This is a genomic window from Novosphingobium album (ex Liu et al. 2023), from assembly GCF_029076845.1.
Classification (GTDB): Bacteria; Pseudomonadota; Alphaproteobacteria; order Sphingomonadales; family Sphingomonadaceae; genus Novosphingobium.
Map to the genome: position 1 here is coordinate 1 of NZ_JARESE010000085.1, position 22,064 is coordinate 22,064.

The 22,064-nt window shown below is 66.7% G+C and carries 23 protein-coding genes; 10 read left to right on the forward strand and 13 right to left on the reverse strand.

Annotated elements, in window-relative coordinates:
• Window positions 1–23: 23 nt before the first annotated feature.
• The 7 genes from istA to PYV00_RS22700 form a co-directional block, all read right to left on the reverse strand.
• The gene (istA, locus tag PYV00_RS22670) at window positions 24–1,511 is read right to left on the reverse strand and encodes an IS21 family transposase (protein WP_275230668.1); all 1,488 of its coding nucleotides are present in this window, start codon (window positions 1,509–1,511) and stop codon (window positions 24–26) included.
• 171 nt (window positions 1,512–1,682) lie between these two features.
• On the reverse strand, window positions 1,683–2,552 hold the full coding sequence (locus PYV00_RS22675) for a DsbC family protein (RefSeq protein ID WP_275230606.1): 870 nt from the start codon (window positions 2,550–2,552) through the stop codon (window positions 1,683–1,685).
• Window positions 2,549–3,880 carry a TrbI/VirB10 family protein gene (locus tag PYV00_RS22680; RefSeq protein WP_275230607.1) on the reverse strand — a complete coding sequence of 444 codons (1,332 nt, stop codon included), beginning with the start codon at window positions 3,878–3,880 and terminating at the stop codon, window positions 2,549–2,551. Before PYV00_RS22680 ends, PYV00_RS22675 begins: the two co-directional genes overlap by 4 nt.
• Entirely contained in the window at window positions 3,873–4,592 is a 720-nt protein-coding gene (locus PYV00_RS22685) for a type-F conjugative transfer system secretin TraK (RefSeq protein ID WP_428981679.1), read from the reverse strand. Before PYV00_RS22685 ends, PYV00_RS22680 begins: the two co-directional genes overlap by 8 nt.
• A gap of 35 nt (window positions 4,593–4,627) precedes the next feature.
• Window positions 4,628–5,200: a type IV conjugative transfer system protein TraE gene (locus PYV00_RS22690; RefSeq protein ID WP_275230608.1), complete on the reverse strand. Its 573-nt coding sequence runs from the start codon at window positions 5,198–5,200 to the stop codon at window positions 4,628–4,630.
• A 12-nt stretch (window positions 5,201–5,212) separates the two neighbouring features.
• Complete coding sequence (gene traL / locus PYV00_RS22695; RefSeq protein WP_275230609.1) at window positions 5,213–5,500, reverse strand: type IV conjugative transfer system protein TraL; 288 nt, start codon at window positions 5,498–5,500, stop codon at window positions 5,213–5,215.
• 27 nt (window positions 5,501–5,527) lie between these two features.
• A complete protein-coding gene (locus tag PYV00_RS22700) occupies window positions 5,528–5,857 on the reverse strand; it encodes a TrbC/VirB2 family protein (protein ID WP_275230610.1) in 330 nt (109 codons plus the stop codon).
• A gap of 347 nt (window positions 5,858–6,204) precedes the next feature.
• Here PYV00_RS22700 and PYV00_RS22705 point away from each other — a divergent pair, with 347 nt between their 5' ends.
• Both PYV00_RS22705 and PYV00_RS22710 read left to right on the forward strand, forming a co-directional pair.
• On the forward strand, window positions 6,205–6,654 hold the full coding sequence (locus tag PYV00_RS22705; RefSeq protein WP_275230611.1) for a transcriptional regulator: 450 nt from the start codon (window positions 6,205–6,207) through the stop codon (window positions 6,652–6,654).
• A 48-nt stretch (window positions 6,655–6,702) separates the two neighbouring features.
• The gene (locus tag PYV00_RS22710; protein ID WP_275230612.1) at window positions 6,703–6,933 is read left to right on the forward strand and encodes an AlpA family transcriptional regulator; all 231 of its coding nucleotides are present in this window, start codon (window positions 6,703–6,705) and stop codon (window positions 6,931–6,933) included.
• Here PYV00_RS22710 and PYV00_RS22715 read toward each other — a convergent pair.
• Both PYV00_RS22715 and PYV00_RS22720 read right to left on the reverse strand, forming a co-directional pair.
• Entirely contained in the window at window positions 6,921–8,210 is a 1,290-nt protein-coding gene (locus tag PYV00_RS22715; RefSeq protein ID WP_275230613.1) for a tyrosine-type recombinase/integrase, read from the reverse strand. The genes PYV00_RS22710 and PYV00_RS22715 overlap by 13 nt on opposite strands.
• Window positions 8,211–8,555: 345 nt before the next feature.
• Window positions 8,556–9,236 carry a TetR/AcrR family transcriptional regulator gene (locus tag PYV00_RS22720; protein WP_275230614.1) on the reverse strand — a complete coding sequence of 227 codons (681 nt, stop codon included), beginning with the start codon at window positions 9,234–9,236 and terminating at the stop codon, window positions 8,556–8,558.
• Between the two features lie 288 nt (window positions 9,237–9,524).
• Between PYV00_RS22720 and PYV00_RS22725 the strand changes: the two genes are divergently transcribed.
• Genes PYV00_RS22725 through PYV00_RS22735 form a run of 3 tightly spaced genes read left to right on the forward strand, consistent with a single transcriptional unit; the run spans window position 9,525 to window position 13,080 of the window.
• Window positions 9,525–11,723, forward strand: coding sequence for a TonB-dependent receptor (locus PYV00_RS22725; protein ID WP_275230615.1), 2,199 nt, complete (start codon window positions 9,525–9,527; stop codon window positions 11,721–11,723).
• Window positions 11,723–12,640, forward strand: coding sequence for a cupin domain-containing protein (locus PYV00_RS22730; RefSeq protein ID WP_275230616.1), 918 nt, complete (start codon window positions 11,723–11,725; stop codon window positions 12,638–12,640). Before PYV00_RS22725 ends, PYV00_RS22730 begins: the two co-directional genes overlap by 1 nt.
• 29 nt (window positions 12,641–12,669) lie before the next feature.
• The gene (locus PYV00_RS22735) at window positions 12,670–13,080 is read left to right on the forward strand and encodes a cupin domain-containing protein (protein WP_275230617.1); all 411 of its coding nucleotides are present in this window, start codon (window positions 12,670–12,672) and stop codon (window positions 13,078–13,080) included.
• A gap of 19 nt (window positions 13,081–13,099) precedes the next feature.
• Here the strand turns inward: PYV00_RS22735 and PYV00_RS22740 are convergent, their stop codons facing one another.
• Window positions 13,100–13,420 (reverse strand): 2Fe-2S iron-sulfur cluster-binding protein, encoded by a 321-nt coding sequence (locus PYV00_RS22740; protein ID WP_275230618.1) that lies wholly within the window; start codon window positions 13,418–13,420, stop codon window positions 13,100–13,102.
• A gap of 156 nt (window positions 13,421–13,576) precedes the next feature.
• On the opposite strand from PYV00_RS22740, the gene PYV00_RS22745 reads away from it, so the two are divergent.
• From PYV00_RS22745 to PYV00_RS22765, 5 genes are all read left to right on the forward strand, one after another.
• Window positions 13,577–14,929 carry an MFS transporter gene (locus PYV00_RS22745; RefSeq protein ID WP_275230619.1) on the forward strand — a complete coding sequence of 451 codons (1,353 nt, stop codon included), beginning with the start codon at window positions 13,577–13,579 and terminating at the stop codon, window positions 14,927–14,929.
• A gap of 115 nt (window positions 14,930–15,044) precedes the next feature.
• Complete coding sequence (locus tag PYV00_RS22750; RefSeq protein ID WP_275230620.1) at window positions 15,045–15,830, forward strand: enoyl-CoA hydratase/isomerase family protein; 786 nt, start codon at window positions 15,045–15,047, stop codon at window positions 15,828–15,830.
• Between the two features lie 30 nt (window positions 15,831–15,860).
• Window positions 15,861–16,766 carry a 3-hydroxyacyl-CoA dehydrogenase gene (locus PYV00_RS22755; RefSeq protein ID WP_275230621.1) on the forward strand — a complete coding sequence of 302 codons (906 nt, stop codon included), beginning with the start codon at window positions 15,861–15,863 and terminating at the stop codon, window positions 16,764–16,766.
• Window positions 16,763–17,935 carry a thiolase family protein gene (locus PYV00_RS22760; protein WP_275230622.1) on the forward strand — a complete coding sequence of 391 codons (1,173 nt, stop codon included), beginning with the start codon at window positions 16,763–16,765 and terminating at the stop codon, window positions 17,933–17,935. Before PYV00_RS22755 ends, PYV00_RS22760 begins: the two co-directional genes overlap by 4 nt.
• Window positions 17,936–17,940: 5 nt before the next feature.
• The gene (locus tag PYV00_RS22765; protein ID WP_275230623.1) at window positions 17,941–19,074 is read left to right on the forward strand and encodes an acyl-CoA dehydrogenase family protein; all 1,134 of its coding nucleotides are present in this window, start codon (window positions 17,941–17,943) and stop codon (window positions 19,072–19,074) included.
• 22 nt (window positions 19,075–19,096) lie between these two features.
• Here PYV00_RS22765 and PYV00_RS22770 read toward each other — a convergent pair whose 3' ends face one another.
• Genes PYV00_RS22770 through PYV00_RS22780 form a run of 3 tightly spaced genes read right to left on the reverse strand, consistent with a single transcriptional unit; the run spans window position 19,097 to window position 22,031 of the window.
• Window positions 19,097–19,903, reverse strand: coding sequence for an enoyl-CoA hydratase-related protein (locus PYV00_RS22770; protein ID WP_275230624.1), 807 nt, complete (start codon window positions 19,901–19,903; stop codon window positions 19,097–19,099).
• Window positions 19,900–20,898, reverse strand: a complete 999-nt coding sequence (locus PYV00_RS22775; protein WP_275230625.1) for an acyl-CoA dehydrogenase family protein — start codon at window positions 20,896–20,898, stop codon at window positions 19,900–19,902. The genes PYV00_RS22770 and PYV00_RS22775 overlap by 4 nt, the downstream gene beginning before the upstream one ends.
• Entirely contained in the window at window positions 20,895–22,031 is a 1,137-nt protein-coding gene (locus PYV00_RS22780) for an acyl-CoA dehydrogenase family protein (protein ID WP_275230626.1), read from the reverse strand. The genes PYV00_RS22775 and PYV00_RS22780 overlap by 4 nt, the downstream gene beginning before the upstream one ends.
• Between the last annotated feature and the right edge of the window lie 33 nt (window positions 22,032–22,064).

Here is a 22,064-nt window from a genome sequence, read left to right on the forward strand (position 1 = left end):
CAACCCCAACGACATAGGGAATTTTAAGCGCCCACATCTGGGGAAGCTTCGGTGCCCGTTGACAGGGCCTGGGGAGCATCGATCTTCGGTGGCGTGCCGGCCTTGCCGTCGGTCAGCCGGTGGAGGATGTTGAGCACGTGGGTCTTGGTCGGCACGCCGGCTTCAAGCGCAAGCTCGACGGCGCAGAGGACAGCCTGTTCGTCGTGCTGGAGGACCAGGGCGAGGATCTCGACCATCTCCCGGTCGCCCCCGGGCCGCTTGAGCAGAGACGCCTGCAACTGCCGGAAGGCATCGGGCATCTCCATGAAGGGTGCGCCGTTACGCAGGGCTCCCGGCTTGCGCTGGATCACCGCCAGGTAGTGGCGCCAGTCATAGACCGTACGTCCGGGCAGATGATGGGACCGCTCGATGATCCGTTCATGCTCGCACAGGATCCGGCCCTCGGCCGCCACGACGATCCGGTCCGGATAGACGCGCAGGCTGACCGGGCGATTGGCGAAGGAGGCCGGCACGCTGTACCGATTGCGCTCGAAGTGCACGAGGCAGGTCGGCGAGACCCGCTTGGCATGCTCGACGAAGCCGTCGAAGGTGCGTCCCAGCGGCATCAGGCTGGCGACCTCGTCCGCCCAGGCATCGGCGATCGTGCCGGGCATGACGCCATGCTGGATCTCGTGCCACTGCTCGATGCAGCGCTGCTCGAGCCAGGCATTGAGCGCCGGCAGATCGGGGAAGCACGGCAATGGCTGCCACAGCCGGCGCCGGGCATCCTGGACGTTCTTCTCGACCTGACCCTTCTCCCATCCGGCGGCGGGATTACAGAACTCCGGCTCGAACAGGTAATGGCTGGCCAGCGCTGAGAACCGGGCATTGACCTGGCGCACCTTGCCCGCGCCGATCCGATCGACCGCGGTCTTCATATTGTCGAAGATTCCCCGGCGCGGGACCCCGCCCAGCACCCGGAACGCCTGGGTCAGCGCATCGAACAGCATCTCGTGGGTCTGGAGCAGGTAGGCCCTGACGATGAACGCGCGGCTGTGCGACAGCTTGCTGTGCGCGACCTGCAGCTTGGTCCTCTCCCCGGCGATGATCGCCCAGTCCTCGCTCCAGTCGAACTGGAAGGCCTCGCCCGGCATGAACACGAGCGGCACGAAGGTGCCCCGGCCACTGGTCTGGGCATCGCGCTGGCGGTCGGCCTTCCACTCCCGGGCAAAGGCCGCGACGCGGTTGTACGAACCGTCATAGCCGAGCGTCACCAGATCGGCGTGCATCTGCTTGACCGTGCGGCGCTGCTTGCGCGACCGGCCAGCCTCGACCCGCAGCCATCCGGACAGCTTCTCGGCAAACGGGTCGAGCTTGCTCGGCCGCTCGGGCACCTTGAACCGGGGTTCAACCGTGCCGGCGCGCAGGTACTTGCGGATCGTGTTGCGGGACAAGCCGGTGCGCCGTTCGATCTCCCGGATCGGCATGCCTTCCCGGAAATGCCAGCGGCGGATCACACTCAATAACGCCATGTCGATCACTCCATGATCCCCCGACTGCCAGCCAGGGGAACGATCAGAACATGGGTCAATTCTCAGTGGAAATTACGGCCTCTCCCGGGTCACTTCTCAGTGGCAATCAACAGCCGAGCATCGCGGCGAGCGCGGAACAGGCGAGGATCATCTTGGGAGTGCGCATGATATTCACCTTTTGTTCTGTGGCTCAGCTGGCGCAGTGAGGAATTCGCGCAAGGTGGCGGCGGGACGGAAGCCTTCGAGCACAGCGCCGTCCGAGGGTCGGACGACGACGGGTGTGCCGCCAAAGCCGTGAGCCTTGGCGAAGGCCTCATTGGCATCGAGGCCGGTCACATCGCAGGGCTTGGGATTGGCGAGAGCGAGCTTCGAGTAGGCGGCATGCAGCGCAACATCGGGGTGCGGCGCGCAGATCACCTGCTCGGCGATCCGCCGACTATCGGCGCCGAAGATCGAGATCGGGCGTTCCTCGACGCGGGCGCCGATCGCTTTCAGTTCGGCTTCGAGCTTCTTGCAGTAGCCGCAGTTGAAATCGGAGAAGACAACCGCCTTGGGGCCATCGACCGGCCCCCAGGTCACCGCGCCCTTCGCGGGAAGCCCGGCGAGCGAGACTTTGGCTGCGGGCGCCTTCCGCTGGGGCTGGGTGCCTTCTTCGTCGCCTTGGCGGCGCGCCGACCCGGCGGCGAGGAGGTCGGGATTCAACGCGAGCAGCCGAGCCGCCGTCAGGTCCTGTCGTGCCTCCATGTCGTAGACGCGGCCGATGACCAGGTACTTGGCGCCGCGGTCGACGTAAAACAGGTTCGCTTTCGACACGACTTCGCACAGGCCGCCCAGGCCCTTGCAGTCGATCGCGTCGATCGGCGTCTTGGGAAGCCGGAGCTTGAGCGCGGCGCGAACCTTGGCGACGTCGGGCTGGCCGACCGAGGTCGCGGCGAGACTGGCAACCGCCCAGCCGGTAGCCGCCGAAACGGTGACGATGGCGGCGATGCCGGCGCCGAGGCGCAGCCAGCGGCGCGGCCGGGGATACATGGGCTCGATCATCGGGAATTCCTCACATAGACGCCGTCGAGAAAGACGATTTCGACATCGATCCCCGTGGGCATCTCGACGACAGGTTGATATTGTTCGGCGCGCTCGATCAGGTACTTGCTGACCGTATCGGCGGCATCGGCGGCGCCCGATCCGAGGCCGCCGCCGAGGATATCGCCGGTCGAAAGCTTCGATCGCTTGCCGTCAGCGCCTGTGGTGACGCCGGTGAAGACGCTGTTGGCATTGGCCGAGAAGCCCCGGCCGAAGCCGCCGACGATGCCGGCGAGCAGGGCCTGGCTGACCAGGCTGCCTTCACGGCTGACGACGCGGCCCCGCACCCCGGACTTGCCGGCAAAGCTGATGAAGCCCTTGACCTCGCTCACCGCCACCCGCCCACCGGGCTGGTCGCAGGTCATCCGGGCAAGCTTCACGTAGACCTTCTCCGACGAGAGATCGCCGCGTGCCGCACCGTTCACGACGCATCCCTGAAGCCGGGTGGTGAGGACCTTGCCGTTCTGCAGAACCGACCGCGCGGGACCGGTGATCCGGAGGACTACGGGCAGGGGATCGGTCTGGCTCGCGACGCCGGCGGAGGCATCGACGCCGACGATGACGCGCGCCGTGGCGTAGGAATTCGGTGGCAGGTAGTCGGGCGAATCCTCGACCACCACCGGCGGCGCTTCCGGACGTGCCGATCGCAGACCGTTCGCTGCCGCCTTGTCCGCGGCAAAGTTCATCAGCTTCACCTCGCCCGGCGCCATTGCGTCAGGAGTGGCCGGCGTCCCTCCGGGCGGTGGCGGGGTTGAGCCGAGACGACCGCGGGCATCGTAGCCGCCAGCCTGCGGACCGTAAGCCGGCGCCGCCGGTGTGGCAGCCGCGGCCGTCGGCTGCGCCGCGAGCCGTGTCTTCAACTCCGCGTTCTCCGCCGAGATCGCGTCGATCGCGGCTTGGCCGTCCACCCGCATCGCCTGGTTCTCGGTCTTCAGGGCAGCGAGCTGCGCCTCGACCTCTGATCGGGGAAGCTGGGCGTCCTTCAGCGCCTTCTGTTCTCGGGTGACCGCGTCGAGCCGGTTGCCATAGGTCGCGACGAACTCGCGTTGCGACAGGTCTCGGTTGACCAGCCCCGCGGTGTCGATCGTTTGCGCCGCGTCCGGATCGCCGGAGTTGGGCTTGTCATCCCCGCCGAGGATGAACCAGGCGCCGCCGCACAAGAGGACGGCACCCACCGTTCCCATCAGCAGCTTCTGACGCCTCGCCGTCCGCAAGTTGAGCGCGGTCAGTTCGGACGCAGCAGCTGGTTCCGCCTGCAACGGGGCTTGGCTGCGGGTTTGCTCAGTCATTGGGATTCTCCCCATTGGCGCCGACCACGAAGACGGTCGTGCTGGCGCCGGGCTCGAGAACGGGATTGGCGATTGCCACGGCCAAGGCATTCTTGGGCGAAAGCTCGCTCTCCGCGACGGTGCGCCGCTTCGAGCCGCGATTGCCGACGCGGATGACCTTCCCTTCGAGGCTTGCGCCGCGATACTCGGCGATGAGCTGGACTTCGAGATCGCCGACGCGCGTCGGCACGGCGGACGATTGCCGAACCTCGAAGCCTTCCACGGTGCCGTCGTTCGCCATCGCCTGGATGAGACGCACCGCGGTGGTCGAGAGCGGCGTCTCGCTTTCCCAGGCAGCCGCGTCATTATGGGCAATGGCGGGATTGGTGATGAAGATCTGCGCGGCCGGGATGTTCTCGATCCGGCAGCCGACCTTGTAGACGTAGCCCTTCTTGGTGGTCGCGAAGAAGCTGATCGACCGGGCGGCGAAGGTCTCCGGGACCGAGACGTAGATATCTCCGCGCAGCGGCTCATTGGTTACCGCGAAGTCGTTGTACGGCGTGCCGCTCGAAATCTTCGAGACGCTCGCGAACTGGTCGTTCACGAGGGCGAAGCGCGTCAGTTCGCGCGACGAGACATCGCACTCGATCGCCGATCCGTCCGCGGCCTGCTTGAACTGGTCGGCGAGCGCCGGCGTCGCGACGCTGGCGAGCATCGAGACGCTCAGCAACATCGCCGCGCGCCATCGCAGGTTCATTTGATCAGCCATCACTTGGCCTCCTTGTTCTTGTCTGCGGGCGGCAGCTGCGCGAAGCCCGACAGAGCGAGCCGCAGGCCGCGATAGGTCCAGGAGAAGCGGAACCGGCGCTCGTCGCTGGCGATCACTTGCGCGCCGACGAACGTCTTGAGCGTTCCCGATACTTCGGACGTCAGCGCCTTGGGATCGACCGTCATCGACTTGATCACGAAGGCCTGGGTCACGTCGGAGCCGCGCTGCTCCTCCACGATCCGCACGAGCTCGGCCTTGAGCTGGCCGAAGTGGGCGGGGTCGGCGAGACGGAGAACTTCCTCCATCCAGTAGTCGAGCGCCTCGGGACTGCGGTTAAGCAGCATGAGCGCGGTGTCGCGGGTGACGAGCTCGAGGTAGTCCGCCTGGATGCCGGCTGTGCTGACCGTCATGCGCTTCGTGAGCGTCGGCAGCAGCACGACCTCGCTGTCGCGCGTGGCGGCCAGCGTCGTGGCGACGACCAGGGCGACGCCAAGGCACGCGCTCGTGATCGCAAAGGCGTTGCGCTGGCGCAGCAGTGATTGCTGCCGGGCGTGAGATATGTCGGAAAACATGGGAGGCTCCCCTCAACCGGCCAAAAGTCGGCAATGGGAAGGCGGCGTCGCCTTGAGACCCAGAAACCCGGCCGGCAGATACCAGTATGCGGCGTGAGCGACCCAAGAGCTGGCGCGCCCTGCTTTTGCCTTTCGCAGCGCGAACCAGGCGCCAAATGACAACGCAATGCCGATAAGGATATGCTGGCTGAGAATTCCCCAAGCGAAGGGGACGATCATCCCGGCGAACTCGTCGATGGTCCAGAAGCCGATCAACTCCGGATCGTCGAGCCGGCGAGGGATGATGTAAGGGTCCGTCATGGCGACGCGCCTTCCCGTGCCCGTTCGTCAGATGATCGCTGTCACGACCGAGGTGACGATCGGGACACCCGTACCGACACCGATGCCGACGCCGACCGGAACGGCTACCTGGCCGAGCGAGAAGCGGCCCGACGCGAGACCGATGAGGCCGCCGGCGAGGCTGAGGACGGTGATGATCTTGCCGCCCGAGCCTTCCAAGAAGTCGGTGAACTTCGTGAGGGCCGGGGTGAAGGTCGCATCGGCGCCGGCGTAGGCGGCGCTCGCCATGAGCGCGGCGACAGCGACGGGGATGGCGATGCCAGCGGCCTTGGCGAGGCGATCGGCGCGGGAACGGCGGGGGAGGAGAAGGGACTGCATTGAGAGGCTCCGAGTCTGAGGATCGCAGCGCCGTTTCGCCGCTGCCCGATCTCAATGCGTCTAGGAAATGGTCGTAGGAAATGAGGAACCGGCGGCAGGTGAAAAGAAGGACGCTTACGGACGGAACTAACTATTCGCGGTCGGAAAATATCGCGGATTAGTGCGGGTTAGAGCGGCACAACCGTCGCGAGAATCAGGCGAATCAGTCGGAGATCTCCGTCTTTCGTTCGTCTCGTTTAGGGCCACTCACAAACGAGATGTTCCGCTAATGTTCTTTTCGCTTTCCTACAGGCGTTCCTCACGCATATCTCTGCGACTCAACCAAGTTGATCAGACAGGAGGCGCTTGTGCGCGATGTTGAATGCACCAATCCGGGCGTTGCTCGGGCACTTACCTTTGCCGTCGAGGGTTCGGGTAAGCCTCGCCATCAAGTGGCGCGCGAGGCAGGCATGCACCGCGAGACGCTGCAACGGGTGATGCGCGGTGAAAGGCCGATAGCAGTCGACGAGGCTACGCAGATTCTTACGACATGCGGGGCCTATCCCAAAGCGACGCTGCTTCTCACAATGGCGGGTCAGGAAGACCTCGCTTGCCAGTGGATGCGCAACGAAATGGGGCAGTTTCTCGAGGAGTTCCTCGCCGTACTCCCGATGCACCTCGACCGGACGCTGGGGCGCCGCGTTGCCGATTTGCGCCCGCGTTGGGCAAACGGCACGTCTCAACTCGTAGCTCGCATGCTGTCCAAGCACATCGATGAGTTCACCGATCGCGACTTCGCCGCGACACTCGGCCGATAATCGCAGCAAAACTTGGAGGGGACCAAGTCTCTGCAAAAGGAATCATCCGTGCCGACGCTCAATTTGAATGACATCAGCTCGTCGCGACCATCGTCTTCTCCCGCCCGATTGTTGCGTCTTCCGGAGGTCATGGCACGGGTCGGCCTCAAGCGATCGGCGATCTATCAGCGCATGAGCGATGGCACCTTTCCGCGCTCGCGGTCGCTCGGGCCTAAATGCGCGGTCTGGGTCGAAGCCGAAATCGACGCCTGGATCGACGAGGTCGTTCAGGCGCCTTGAAGCGCATCCTGGCGGTCGAGACGCTTTGACGTCGTCCGCGATCGGACCTTTGCCTGCGAAGCTTTGGCTTTCTTCGCTGAACCGTTATCATTCTTGCGGACGAGGCCGGCGAGGTGCTTCGCCCAGGCGTCCAGCGCACTGCGCTTTTCGGCTTTCCAATCGTGTCGCTGATATACGCCAGCGATCCCGCCCTTGGCGCCGCTGATGTGATTGAGAACGGCCTCGGTCACTTCGAATCGCACGCCCAAGCGCTGCAGCCCGGTCGCCACGGTGCGGCGAATATCGTGAAGGGTCCATCGCTCGGCGAGTTCACGCCGCAAGCCCTCGTTGAGCGACTTCCGAAATCTCTTCAGGGCGCGGCTGTGTCCGCTTGCGCCATTCTCCGGATTTCCCATGGCGGGAAACAGTTTCGGACTGTCGTCGCTTGCAGGGATGGTCTTGAGCAAGGAAATGGCGTCCGCAGACAGGGGCACGATGTGTGGAAGCCCATTCTTTGCCCTCTCGGCCGGTATCGTCCACTCCTTGGCCTTGAGGTCGAATTCGGACCAATCGGCTTCGAAAACTTCGCTTCGCCGCGTGCCGGTCAGCATCAAGAGTTTCAGTGCCGGGCCCCAGGGCAATGCCTCCCCCTCAGCAACCCGCCACAGGCCCGCCAGTTCGGGATCAGTCAGCACCCGATCGCGGGCAGCGGGTTTCGGAGGACGGCCTGCGTCGCGGCACGGGTTGGAGGGGAGGTTGTCGAGTTGCGGCAGGGCCCAGCTGTAGAAAGCCGACAATTGAGCAAGGACGTTTCGCGCGCGTGTCGGACGAGTTTCGGCAATCTCAGCGATGAACTTGCTGATCTCACCTCGGGTGACGCTATCAGCGAAGCGATCGCCTAGGCCCGGCAATATGTACTTATTGACGACGCTTTTGAGATCGTGCGCAGACCGTAGCTTCTCTTTGCTGCGCAGATAAGCGGGCATCATCGAGCGAATTGTGCCCGTCTTCGCGCTCGAGACGCGCGCCGGAGCTGGCGCTGCCTTTCCTGCCTCCAGGTCACTGATAATCGACCGTGCCTTTTTCCGAGCATCCGCCAGTCCAAACCGGGGGCCGTAGCGACCCACGGTGATGTTGTGGATCTTCTCCCCCACACGCTTGCGGAGGATGAAGGTTTTAGCGCCGGACGCGCCTACTCGCACGCGGAGGCCAGGAACGTCGCTATCGCTGTGTTCGACCTGCCCTTTTTCAGGGGCTTTCAGCGCCTGAAGTTTCGCATCGGTCAGTTTGCCTGCCATCTGTAGATTCCTCGCTCGGAGCGTATGCCATCTGTTACCTTAGGTAACAAATGGAGGCAAATACTATCGAACGAATAGGGAACAATGCGGACCGTCGAACGCTGCAAATCATTGAAAAATAGATATTTATGGAAAAATGCGGAATATAGGATAATGGACTACGAATCTGAGGGTCGGACGTTCGAATCGTTCCGGGCGCGCCATTCATTCCAGATCGCGAATACCAGGCGCCGCCGCCTCCATTGGGGAGGCGGCGGCGCGGGTGTCTGCGGGACAGGAAGAGAGCCCGCCTATGCCGGCGGGCTGCAGGGCCGTGATGGCGCCTGCGTCACCGCCGCTATGCTGTCAGGACGTAGGGTCCGGGGTTTCGCCCGGTTGCAGCCCGTTCAGGAAGTTGCGCACGATCAGCGCGACGAAGGCCTGCTTGTCTTCCTCGTGCGGCCGGTCGAGCACGTATTTGCGCATCAGCCAGAAGATCAGTGACGAATAGAGGTGCCAGCCCAGTTCCTGCCGGAGCGAGGGCGTGGTGGCGATGGAGTGGCCGTATTCTTCTTCCACCGCGCCGATGATGCGGTCCATGGCGGCGGCGACGTGGCCGGTGAGCAGGCGCTTGTTCTCGATAGTAATGTGGCCCAGGCCCGCGTAGAGGCCGATGCGCACCCAGCGCGGATTGTCCACCGCTTCCAGATAGGCAAGCAGGAAATCCTCGATCCGCCGGGCCAGCGGGCGCCCGCGATCCTCCAGCGAATCCCCCCAGACGCGCGCCCATAGCTGCAAGTGCACATGATCGTAGACCGCCTCGATCAGTGTCAGCTTGGTGGGGAAATAGCGGAAGATCAGGCTGTGCGAGATGCCGATGCGCTGCGCCAGGTCGGTCATCTGCGCGTCGAAGCCGAATTCGGCGAAGAAGTCCGCCGCCGCTTCCAGGATCAGGTGCCGCCGCTGCTCGGGCGAAAGCCGCCGCCGGCCGGCGGTGACACTGGCGGTTGCGGCATTAGCGGGGGTGTGGCCATCGGATGCGTTCACTTCGCCAGCCTAGACCAGTTTGCGCGGGCAGCGCAAATCGGCGGTTCGTCCACCCGCTCAGGAAATTCTGATTTAGGAACAGAAAACTCTATACGGAATAGATTCGTCATGCTACGCCGGCACTGTTGAATGGGTGCTCATCAATTTCAACGGCTGGTCGAGCGCCCGGTCCAACCGCGAAACCGCCAATAAGATATCTGGAAGTTTGGGATCAAAGGGCAGGTACCATGAAGTGGCCGCATTCGGGTCGCGGCTGTCCTTAGAACGATAAAAGGGGAGAGGACTGTGATGAAGATGAGAACCGGGCTTGCGTCCATGATGGCGATCGCCGTGGCGACGCTGGCCGCGCAGGCACGCGCCGAGACGAACGACGCGGCCGCCGATCAGCCGGCAGCGGCGCCGCAGGCGGTTTCCGCCGATGCCCCGGCGGCCGGCGGAGGGGGCGACATCGTCGTCACCGCGCAGCGCCGGTCCGAGCAGCTGGGCGACGTGCCCGCGACGATCAACGTCACCTCGGCGGATTCGCTGGCATCGGCCAATATCACCAACTCGCTCGAATTCGGCCAGCTCGTGCCGGCGGTGCAGGTGGTCTCGCTGGGCAGCTATTCGCAGCCGGCGATCCGCGGCGTGACCACGCAAGTGGTGGGCGTGGGCAATCCCGCCAACGTCGCGCTCTATATCGATGGCATCTACATCACCGCGCAGGACGCCTATAACTTCGACTTTCTCGGGATAGAACGGATCGAGACGCTGAAGGGGCCGCAAGGCACGCTCTATGGGCGCAACGCCACGGGTGGCGCGATCCTGGTGACGACCAAGAAGCCCTCGTTCGACTGGGGCGGCAATGCCACCGTCAGCTATGGCAATCTCGATACCCGGCTGGCCAAGGGCTATCTCACCGGGCCGATCACCGATGACATCGCCTTCAACGTCTCGGCGATGTACAAGGCCGATGACGGTTACTACACCAACATCACCACCGGCAACGACAAGGCCGGCAAGAACCGCACTTTCGCGGTGCGCGGCAAAGTGCTGATCAAGCCCGGCGACAATGCCGAGATCCAGATCGGCGCCGACTACAGCTATTTCAACAATCCGATCGGCTGGCTGCCGCAGCCCTACAAGGGCAACAGCGTGGCCGTGGGCGTGCCCGGCTATACGATCGCGACCAAGCCTTACGAAACCTCGCTGACGTTCGACCCGACGTATCACAACAAGCAGGGCGGCGCTTTCATCCGGGGCGATTTCGATCTGGGCGGCGTCGATCTGGTCAGCCTCAGCAGCTATCGCAAGATCACCTCGGTCGCGGATTCGGACACCGACTACAGCCCGCTGCCGACCAATCGCAACATCCGCTATGCTTCCGAAGAATCGATGAGCCAGGAATTCAACCTGTCCTCCCAATCGGACGGGCCGCTGTCGTGGATCGTCGGCGCGATGGCCGCGTCCGAGGATTCGCGCAACAATCCGGTGATCGCCAATGGCTCGGTCAATGTGCGCAACAAGGTCAAGAGCACGGCCTATTCCGCGTTCGGCGAGCTGACTTATGCGATAACGCCGCAGCTCGAAGGCGTGGTCGGCGCGCGTTACAGCTATGAACGCAAGCAGCTTCGCGGCACCTTCGGCGCGCCGAACAAGGCGCCGGTCGCCGGCCGCAAGAAGTGGCAGGCGCTGACGCCGCGCATCGCGCTGCGCTACAGCCCCAACCCGGACGTGAACATCTATGCGTCCTACAACAAGGGCTTCAAGTCGGGCGGTTACAACACCAACAATTCCAATTCGACCAACAGCCTGGGCGAAGTGGTGCCGTTCGATCAGGAAAAGATCGATTCCTATGAAGTGGGCACGAAGCTGCGGCTCTCGTCCTTCGCCTCGCTCGACCTTTCGGCCTATTACAGCAATTACAAGGACAGCCAGGTCGCCGCGTCGATCACCACCGCCGGGATCAGCGCGACGCAAGTGCTGAACGCCGCATCGGCGCGCATCTATGGTGTCGAGGGCGAATTGCGCCTGCGGCCGGCGCCCGGCCTGACCGCGCAGATCGGCATGGCCTATACGCACGATCGCTACACCGATTTCCCCAACGCGCTGATCACCGCGCCCAAGCCCGCTGGCAACGGCAATACCCAGGCGCCGGGGGACGCGAGCGGCAACCGCCTGATCCGCATCCCCGATTTCACCGCCAGCATCGCCGCGCAGTATGAGCGCGATATCGGGCCGGGAAAGATCTACCTTTCGGGCAACGCCTTCTTCTCGTCGGGCTTCTATGGCGATTTCGGCAACCGGCTGAAGCAGCCGTCCTATCAGGTGTTCAACGCCCAGATCGGCTTCGGGCCTTCCAGCGAGAGCTTCAAGATCAGCGCTTTCGCCAAGAACATCGGCGATCAGAAATACGCGCTGGTGCTGCGTGACGCCGGGTTGAGCGGTGACGTGACGCTGCTGGCGCCGCCGCGCACCTATGGCGTGATCGTGGACGTCAACTTCTGATGGCACGGCCGGCGGGCGCGGGTGCCTGCCGGCCGGACCCGGCGAGGCTGAAGATGGGCAAGGTTGTGACGGCGCGGATCGGCGCGACCCCGCCGGGGGAATTCCCGGCCCTGGCCGGCATCCGCGCGCAAGGCGCGCTGCGCAGCGAAGCGGTGATCGGCGGGCCGGACCGCCCCTTGGCCCTGTGGGTGCATCGTATGCCCGATGGGGCCTCGATCGCGCTGGCCGATGCGCCGGTGGATCACCTGTTCTTCGTGCTGGACGGCGCGCTCGACAGTGCCGCGCAAAACGACGCCGCCTGGATCGCGCGGGGCGGCAGCGCGCTGGTCGCGCATGGGGCCAAGGCGCTGCTGCGCGCGGTGGGCGGCGCGACGATTGCCCATTTCCACCGGCGCCAGGATCATCCGGTCCGCCCCGCCGGGCCGGGCGGCACGGCCGGCTTCGTACCCGACGGTTCGCCCCAGGGCTGGGACCAGCGCACGGGGATGCTTTACCGCATCTTCCACGATTCCCGCGATCCGGCGTCCGACGCGTGGTTCCACCGCACCGATTTTCCCGAAGGGCACAAGGGCGTGCCGCACTTGCACACCACGGACGAGATCATCCTGGTGCTGGATGGCGAGATGCGCGTGGGCACGCGCAGCCATCCGGCCGGCACGGCGCTCGCGATCGATGCGAACACCGTCTATTCCTTCGCGGCGGGCTCGCCCTCGCTGGCCTTCGTCAATTTCCGCGCCGAGCACAGCGAACGCATCGGCGTGACGCGCCAGGGCCGCACGCCGCCGATGGAGGAAGCCGATTTCCTGCGCTCGCTGCCGCCCGCTCCACCCGGAGGATGGGCCGCCCTGCGCGCGCCCACCGCGCAAGAACGGGCCGGCGATGGCGGCGCCCATTACCTCGACGTGGCCGGTCCCTGACCGGGGCGATTTGCAGCAAGGAGAGCGAGATGTCCGAAACATTTCTGGTCAACGAACAGGACCGGCCCAATCTCAACCAGGATGGGCCTGACGGAAAGCGGCACATACCCGGCGTCGCCAATGCGCCGCGCGTGCTGAGCCAGCCCAACACGATCACCAAGTTCCTCGGCCGGCTCGACGGCGAGGGCGAGGGGCCCTGGGTGTTCTACAAGGTGCAGAAGAAGGGCGATGTCGTGCCCTTCCATCGCCATTCGGCCAATCGCACCGAATTCGTCATCGAAGGCACGATCGAATGGCGCGAGAAGGGCAAGCAGCCCAGCGTCTATGGCGCGGGCACGCTCAGCTATGTCGAGGCCGGCGTGCTCTATGGCTACGAAGTGCTGGAGGATGCCAGGATCCTGATCATCTTCGACAAGGCGCCGGGCTTCAACGCGAATTGAGGCCCGGCCCATGCGGCGGCTAGGACTGCGTTTCGGGCATGGTCACGACCAGGCCGTCAAGCTCGGGCGTCACCTCGATCTGGCAGGAAAGCCGCGATTGGGGCCGCACGTCCTGCGCGAAGCCCAGCAGGTCTTCCTCGATCTCGGCGCGCTGGCCAAGCAATTGCATCCAGCCTGCATCGACATAGACGTGGCACGTCGCGCAGGCGCAGCCGCCGCCGCAATCGCCGTCGATCCCCGGAATGCCGTTGTCGACCGCGCCGCGCATCACCGAGGTGCCCGGCTCGACCTCCACCTGGTGCGCGGTGCCGTTGAATTCGATGTAAGTGATCCTGGCCATTTTCGTCCTCTTCGCGGGGTGCCGGGCGAATGTGCCGGCTTGCGAAATCATTCGTATTACAGATTGACGTTCTGTCAATAGAATGAAATGATCCAGTCCAGGTGCTGTGGAGCCGCCGCTTCGAGAATGGCGAAAAACGAAAGGCCTTGAGGAGAGATGACCGTGATTCATAGCCCCGTGCCCCATGCGGCGGGCGGCCGGCGCCAAGGCTGGTCCTGGGCCGGGCTCTATCCCTGGTATGTCACGCTGCTGCTGTCGTTCACGCACCTGATGTCGCTGGTCGATCGCCATCTGCTGGGTGTGGTGCTGGTGGACGTGAAGGCCGAGCTGCAATTGAGCGACACCCAGCTCGGGCTGCTTTACGGCAGCGGCTTTGCCCTGCTCTACAGCGTGATCAGCCTGCCGCTGGGCCAGCTTGCCGATCGGGTGAACCGCAAGAACCTGATCGCGGCCGGCCTTTCGCTGTGGACTTTCGCCACGGTCGTCACCGCTTTTTCGACCTCGTTCGAAAGCTTCTTCCTGCTGCGGATGCTGGTGGGCATTGGCGAGGCCTGCCTGGTGCCGGCGGGCATGTCGCTGCTGATGGCGATCATGCCGGGCCACCTGATCGCGCGCGCGACCGCGATCTTCGCGACCGGCGGCGGGCAGGGGCGGGCGGCGGCGCTGCTGATCGGCGGCCCGCTGCTGACCGCTTTCGCGGCCATGGGCGGGATCACCCTGCTGGGCGAGCACCTTTCGCCCTGGCGCGGCGTGTTCCTGCTGGCGGGGCTGCCGGGGCTGCCGCTGGTGGTGCTGCTGCTTCTGCTCAAGGAGCCCCGGCGCGGCGATCAGGCGCCGCAGTTGCGGATCATCGATACGCTGCGGGCGATGAAGCCCCGCGCGCGGGCCTATTTCTTCCACTTTTCCTCGTTCACCATGGTCGCGACGGTGATCTGGGCGCTTTCGGCCTGGGCGCTGAGCCTGTTCGTGCGCGAGCACGGCTTGAGCGCCGCGCAGGCCGGGCTGGTGCTGGGCACCGTGGCGGTGGTGACGGGCCCCACCGGCAACCTGCTGGGCGGCTGGCTGCTCGACCGGCTGACGCTGATGGGCGTGCGCGGCGGGCCGCCGCTGCTGGTGGGGGCGGTGCTGTGGCTGGGCATTCCGCCGGCGCTGCTGTTCTGCCTGGCCGGCGACGTGCGCCTGGCCATCGCCGGCTATGCCACGCTGCAATTCGTCATGGCCTTCGCCAACGCGCCGGGCTGGATGGGCACGCAATTGCTGTCTCCGCCCGAGAATCGCGGCATCGTCATGGCGCTGTTCGTGGCTTGCTACACCAGCATCTCGATCGGCATCGGCCCGGTGATCGTCGGCCTGCTGTCCGATCATGTGTTCACCGGGCAGGACAGCCTGGGCGGCGGACTGCTGACCACGCTGATCTTCGTGGCGGTGCTGGGCGGCACGCTGGCGCTGGTCGGCCGCCGCACCTTCATCGCCATCGTCGGAGCGCCAGACCGCGGAGACGCGGCATGACCGGGGTGAGCGCCATCCATTCGATAATCGGAATATCATACGATATTCAGAATCGTATTGCATCCCGGCGGCTCCGTGATCTAGTGGCAGTATATCTTTCTGACAGGAGAATAAAATGAGCACGGGCGAGGCTGCTGTCCGCTGCGAGAAGATCGGTGCCGTCTGCTGCGTCACGCTCGATCGCCCGGACCAGATCAACGCGGTCAACGATGCCATCCGCCATGGCCTTCCGGCGATCCTGGCCGAGCAGGACCGCGATCCTGAGACGCGCGTGATCCTGCTGCGCGGCGAAGGCGCGCGCGGTTTCTGCGCCGGGGCCGACGTCAAGGAGGAGCGGGGCGGCGAAACCGCGCTGGAGGCGCACCGCCGGCTCAGCCTGGGGCCGTGGATCGAGGCGGTGGCGGCCGTGCGCAAGCCGGTGATCGCGGCGCTGCACGGCGCCTGCATGGGCGGCGGGCTGGAACTGGCGCTGGCCTGCGATATCCGCGTGGCCGCGCCCGATGCGCGCTTCGCCTTGCCCGAGGTCCGGCTGGGGCTGATCCCCGGCGGCGGCGGCACGCAGCGGCTGGTGCAGGTTCTGGGGCTGGGCCGCGCGCTCGACCTGCTGCTGACCGGCGACCGGATCGACGCGGCCGAAGCGCTGCGCATCGGCCTGGTGACGCGGCTCGCGCCCGATGGGGCCAGCCTGTTCGACGAGGCGATGCGGCTGTGCCAGGCGCTGGCCGCCGGATCGCCCAACGCGCTCGCCTTCGTCAAGGAAGCGGCGCTCGCCTCGGGCACGGGCGCTGCGGGCTATCGGCTCGAACGCGCGCTGTTCGGGCTGTTGCTGACCGGCGAGGACCGCGTCGAGGCGGCCGCCGCCTTCCGCGAGAAGCGCGCGGCGAGTTTCACCGGGCGCTGATCGGCGCTCTTACCTGACAGGATCGAAGGAATGACGGAAGTGGGCAACAAGGTGGTTGTGGTCGGCGCGGGGCTGATGGGGCATGGCATTGCCCATGCCTTCGCCTCGGCCGGTCATCGCGTGACGCTGGTGGATATCGATGCCGCCGCGCTCGAGAAGGCGAAGGGCAAGATCGACGAGATCATCGCCGGCGGCATCAAGCTGGGCAAGGTGACGCTGGAAGCCGGCGAGGCGACGCGCGCAGCGCTTTCCACCTCCACCGCGCTGGCCGCCTCGGCCGAAGGCGCCGACCTGCTGATCGAGACGGCGACCGAGCTGCTGCCGGTCAAGCTCGACATCCTGCGCGAGGTCGATCCGGCGCTGCCGGCCCATGCGATCATCGGCACGAACACCTCGGCGCTCAGCGTCACCGAGATCGCGGGCGCCTGCGCCGATCCCGCGCGCGTGGTGGGGATGCATTTCTTCAATCCGGTCCACAAGATGAAGCTGCTGGAACTGGTCGTCGGCCTGGCCACCTCGCCCGAGACGCTGGCCCGCGCGCGCGCCTATGGCGAGGCGGTGGGCAAGGCGGTGATCGCGGTCAACGATTCGCCCGGCCTCACCACCAGCCGCATGTCGGCGATGCTCGGCAACGAGGCCATGTGGATGCTGTCCGAAGGCGTGGCCAGCGCCGAGGATATCGACACCGCGCTGCGGCTGGGCTTCAACCACCCGATGGGCCCGCTGGAGCTGGGCGACCTGACCGGCTGGGATACCCGCCTGAAAGTGCTGCAATACCTGCACGGCGTGCTGGGTGACAAGTTCCGGCCCTGTCCGCTGATCCTCAAGATGGTCAAGGCCGGCCGCATCGGGCGCAAGGCCGGCGCGGGCGTCTATCGCTATGACGAGGAGGGGCGCAAGATCGCCGGCTCCGGGCTGAAGGGAAGCTATCTGTGACCGACATTGTCATCGTTGAAGCCGCGCGCACGCCGATCGGCCGCGTGCGCGGCAGCCTGGCCGACGTGCGCGCCGACCACCTTGGCGCGATCGTGCTCAACGCCGTGGTCGAGCGCGCGGGGATCGATCCCGCGCAAGTGGAGGACGTCGTGTTCGGCTGCGTCACCCAGGTGGGTGAGCAATGCGCCAATGTCGCGCGCACCGCGCTGCTCTCGGCCGGCTGGCCCGAGAGCATTCCGGGGATGACGGTGGACCGCAAGTGCGGCTCGTCCGAGGCGGCGCTGCACACCGGCGTTGGCGAAGTGGCGGCCGGCGCGTTCGATGTCGTCGCGGTGGGCGGTGCCGAGAACATGTCGCGCGTGCGCATGGGCGGCAACCGCGAGATCTATGGCGAGGCCTTTGGCTGGGCGCTGCTCGATCGCTTTCCGCAAGTCTCGCAAGGCGAGGCGGCCGAACTGATCGCCGACAAGTGGGGCCTCACGCGCGACGATTTCGACGACTACGCGATCGAGAGCCACCGCCGCGCCGCCGTGGCGGCCGACGCGGGCTGGTTCGAGCGCGAGATCGTGCCGGTGGACATCGCCGCCTGGCGCCAGCACGACGCGCATGGCGCGGACGGCGTGCTGGACGCCGACGAGACCATTCGCCGCGACACCAGCCGCGAGAAGCTGGCCACGCTCAAGCCCAGCTTTCGCGAGCAGGGCCGCGTCACCGCCGGCAACAGCTCGCAGATCTGCGATGGCGCGGCGGCGCTGCTGCTGATGCGCGAGCAGGATGCGCTGGCGCGCGGCCTCAGGCCCCGCGCCCGCATCCGCGCGGTGACGACGGTGGGCGCGGACCCGACGCTGATGCTGCTGGGCCCGATCGAGGCGACGCGCCGCGTGCTTGCCAAGGCCGGGCTGGAGCGCGACGATATCGACCTGTTCGAGGTCAACGAGGCGTTCGCCTCGGTGCCGCTCGTCTGGATGCGGGAGATCGGGGTCGATCATGCCAAGCTCAACGTCAATGGCGGGGCGATCGCGCTGGGCCATCCGCTCGGCGCAACCGGCGCGCGGATCATGACGACGCTGCTGCACGAGTTGGAGCGGCGCGACGCGCGCTTCGGCCTGCAGTCGATCTGCTGCGCGGGCGGGCTGGGCACGGCCACCGTGATCGAACGGATCGGCTGACGGCGATGGCGCGCACGGTTCTTTCCGAGGAGCACGAGCTGTTCCGCGATCAGGTCCGCCGCTTCGTCGAGGCCGAGATCGTCCCCCATCACGACCAGTGGGAAAAGGACGGCATCGTCCCGCGCGAGTTGTGGCGCAAGGCGGGCGCGCTGGGCCTGCTCTGCCCGCTGATCCCCGAGGAATACGGCGGCGGCGGCGGCGATTTCGGCTTCTCCGCCGTGATCATCGAGGAACTGGCGCGGGTGAACGCCACCGGCGTGGGCTTCACGCTGCACTCCGACATCATGGCACCCTATGTCCTGCGCTATGGCAGCGAGGAGGCGAAGCGCCACTGGCTGCCGCTGCTCGCCGCCGGCGAGCGGATCGGCGCGCTGGCGCTGACCGAGCCGGGCATCGGCAGCGACCTCAAGGCCCTGCGCGCCACCGCGCGGCGCGACGGCGATGGCTATGTGATCAACGGCAGCAAGACCTTCATCACCAATGGCCAGAACAGCGGCCTGGTGGTGGTGGCGGTCAAGACCGATCCCGATGCCGGGCGCAAGGGCGTCTCGCTGATCCTGGTGGAAGAAGGCACGCCCGGCTTCACCAAGGGGCGCAACCTCGACAAGATCGGCCTCCATGCGCAGGATACCGCCGAGCTGTTCTTCGACGACGTGCGCGTGCCCGCCAGCCATCTGCTGGGCGAGGAGAACAAGGGCTACACCTATCTGATGAGCGAGCTGGCGCAGGAGCGGCTCGTCGTCGGCATCCGCGCCGCCGCCTCGATCGAGGCGATGCTCGAACGCACGATCGCCTACACGCGGGAGCGCAAGGCGTTCGGCCAGAGTGTGTTCGATTTCCAGAACACGCGCTTCAAGCTGGCCGACGCCAAGGCGCAAGGCACGATGCTGCGCGTCTTCGTCGACGATTGCCTGGCCCGGCACTTGCGCGGCGAGCTGACACCGGAACTGGCGGCCATGGTCAAGCTGATGGGCGCCGAGATGCAAGGACGGCTGATCGACGAGTTCCTCCAGCTCCATGGCGGCTATGGCTACATGAGCGAATATGTCGTCGGCCGCGCCTGGGTGGATGCGCGGGTCATGCGCATCTATGCGGGCAGCTCGGAGATCATGCGCGAGATCATCGCCCGGACGCTGTAAGGCGTCCGGGCCGGGCGCCGCCTCAGCGCCCGGTCAGGCGCGGCGGGCGCTTTTCCAGCATCGCGGCCACCGCCTCGCGATGGTCGGCGGTGGTCTGGGCGATCGCCTGCAGGGCCGCGCCGTGATCGAGGCTTTGCTGCAGCGTCGCCGATCGTCCGTGGCGGAACAGGCGCTTGGTCAGCCGCACCGCCTCGCGCGGGTTGGCGGCGATGCGCGCGCCCAGCGCCAGCGCTTCGGGCACGAGTTCCTCGGCCGGCACCACGCGTGAGACCAGTCCGATCGCCTGTGCCTGATCGGCATCGAACATCTCGGCAGTGAGCGCCAGCTCGATCGCCCGGCCATAGCCGATCGCGCGCTGGAGGAACCAGGCGCCGCCGTCTCCCGAGACCAGCCCGACCTTGACGAAGCTTTCGGCGAAACGCGCGGCGGGAGAGGCGAGGCGGATGTCGCACATCGTCGTGATGTCCAGCCCCGCGCCGATCGCCGGCCCGTTCACTGCCGCGATCACCGGCACGTCGATCGCCTCGAAGGCCAGTGGAATCTGCTGGACGAGGCTGCGATAGCCTTCCTGCGCCACCACCGGCGCCGGATCGAACATGCGGCTGGCGCCTTCGGTCATCTCGCGCAGGTTTCCGCCCGAGCTGAATGCCTTGCCCGCCGGATCGCCGGTCAGCACCACGCAGCAGACCGCTGGATCGGCGTCGGCCTCGCGCAGCGCATCGGCCAGCGCCAGCATCATCGCGTCCGACAGCGCGTTGCGCAGCATGGGCGCGCTCAGCGTGAGCAGCGTCACCGGGCCATGGCGTTCGGTCAGCAGGGGGGTGGTCATGCGATGTCCTTTCGTTCGCGGTGTCGATCAGTCAGCAGCGGCCAGAGCCCGTCGCCGCCGGCCTGGGCCACGGCGATACCCACCGCTTCGGCACAGGCCGCCTCGCGCCCCCAATCGTCGCGCCAGCACCACAGGCGCCGGGTGGAGCGGTGGAGTTCGTGCTCTTCGGTAAAGCCGATCGCGCCCAGCACCTGATGCGCGTGCGTGGCCACCACCGTCGCCGCCTGTCCGGCGCGGGCCTTGGTGCCGGCCGCCAGCCACTCCGGGCAATCGCTCGCGTCCAGCGCGTCGAGCGCGGCGGCGAGCATGGCGCGCACGGCTTCCACTTCGGATGCGGCTTGCGTGAGTAGGCGTTGGACCGCCTGGAACTGGCCGAGCGGTTTGCCGAACTGGGTGCGCACGCGAGCATAATCGAGCGCGAGATCACGCGCCTGTTCCATCGCGCCGAGCATGGCCGCGACCGTCAGCAGCCGTGCGCCGGCCAGCAGTTCGGCGGTGCCGGCCATCCCGGCGGCGACGGCCGGCGCGGTGCCGGCGGGGCAGGCGCGGGGCTGGCCGGTCAGGTCCGCGCCATTGGGCACGACGGCGGAAAAGCCGCGCACCCCGGCCTGATCCACCACCAGCAGGCCGGTAGTGCCCGGCCACCAGGCGGCGTCGATCCGGCCATCGGCTTCAGCCGCGACGCTCGCGCCCAGCCATTGCGGATCGAGCCCGCAGGCGTGGACGATCCGCGCGGCCAGCAGCGGCTCGATGATCGGCCGGGGCACCGCGCGCCGGCCCCAGAGTCGGGGCAATACGGCGACTTCGGCCCAGCCCAGCCCCAGCCCGCCCTGCGCCTCGGGCACCAGCGCGAGCGGCAGCCCGGCTTCCGCGATCGCCGCGTCGAGTTCGGGCAAGCGTTCGGCCCAGGCCGCGTCGGTCGCGGGCACCGGCGCGAGGCGCGAGACGAGGCGTTCGGCGCTGTCGTGCAGCAATCGCGCGATATCGCCGTTCATCGCAGCAGCTCCCGGGCGACGATGCCTTGCAGGATCTCGCGCGTGCCGCCGCGCAGGCTGAACGAGGGAGCCGAAAGGATCGCCGTGGCCAGCGCCTCGCCGATCGCGCCCGTGCCCCGGCCGGGGCGCAGCGCGATGGCTTCGCGCGCCAGCTCGACGATGTCCTGTTCCAGCGTGGTGCCCAGCTCCTTCATCATCGAGGCTTCGGTGCGCGGCGAGGCGCCGGCATCGAGCAGCCCGGCAATTTCCACCGACAAGGCGCGCACGGCCGCGAGGCGCGCGACGATCCGGCCGATCGCCCGGGCCATGCCCCGGTCGGGCGCGGGGCCCAGGGCATCGAGCGCCGCGCGCAGCACGCCGAAGCTGCTGAGGTAGCGGTCCGGCCCGCTGCGTTCGAAGGCCAGTTCCTCCGTCACGAGCCGCCAGCCCGCGCCGCGTTCGCCCAGCAGCCAGTCGTCCGGCACGAACACCGCATCGAACAGCACTTCGTTGAATTCGCGCGTGCCCGGCAGCGTCATGAGCGGCCGCACGCTGACCCCGGCGGCGCGCATGTCAACCACCAGCTGCGAGAGGCCCGCTTGCCGCGCCTTGCCCTCGGGCGGATCGGTGCGGCACAGCACGACGATATAGTCGGCGTTCTGTGCGTTGGTCGTCCAGATCTTGCGCCCGTCGAGCCGCCAGCCGCCCGCGACCTTTTCCGCCCGCGTGCGCACGGCGGCAAGGTCGGAGCCGGCGTCGGGCTCGCTCATGCCGATCGCGCACGTGATCTCGCCGGCGGCGATGCCGGGCAGCACCGCGCGTTGCACCGCCTCGCGGCCGTGGCGCAGGATCTGCGGGCCGGTCTGGCGGTCGGCGATCCAGTGCGCGCCAAGCGGCGCGCCGGCCGCGAGCAGTTCCTCGCAGACCACGAAGCGTTCGGCGGCGGAACGGGCATAGCCGCCATGCGCGCGCGGCCAGGTCATCGCCACATAGCCGTGCGTCGCGCAGCGCCGGGAGAAGGCGCGGTCGTGATGCGTCCAGGCATGGCCATAGCGCGGCAGGGTGCCGCGCGCGCGTTCATCGGCGAGGAACTGGCGCACGTCGGCGCGCAGGGCCTGCTCATCGAAATGGGGAAGGGGCGGGGCGGTCTGCATCGAAAATGGCCTGGATGAAGGGAGATGGGAAGA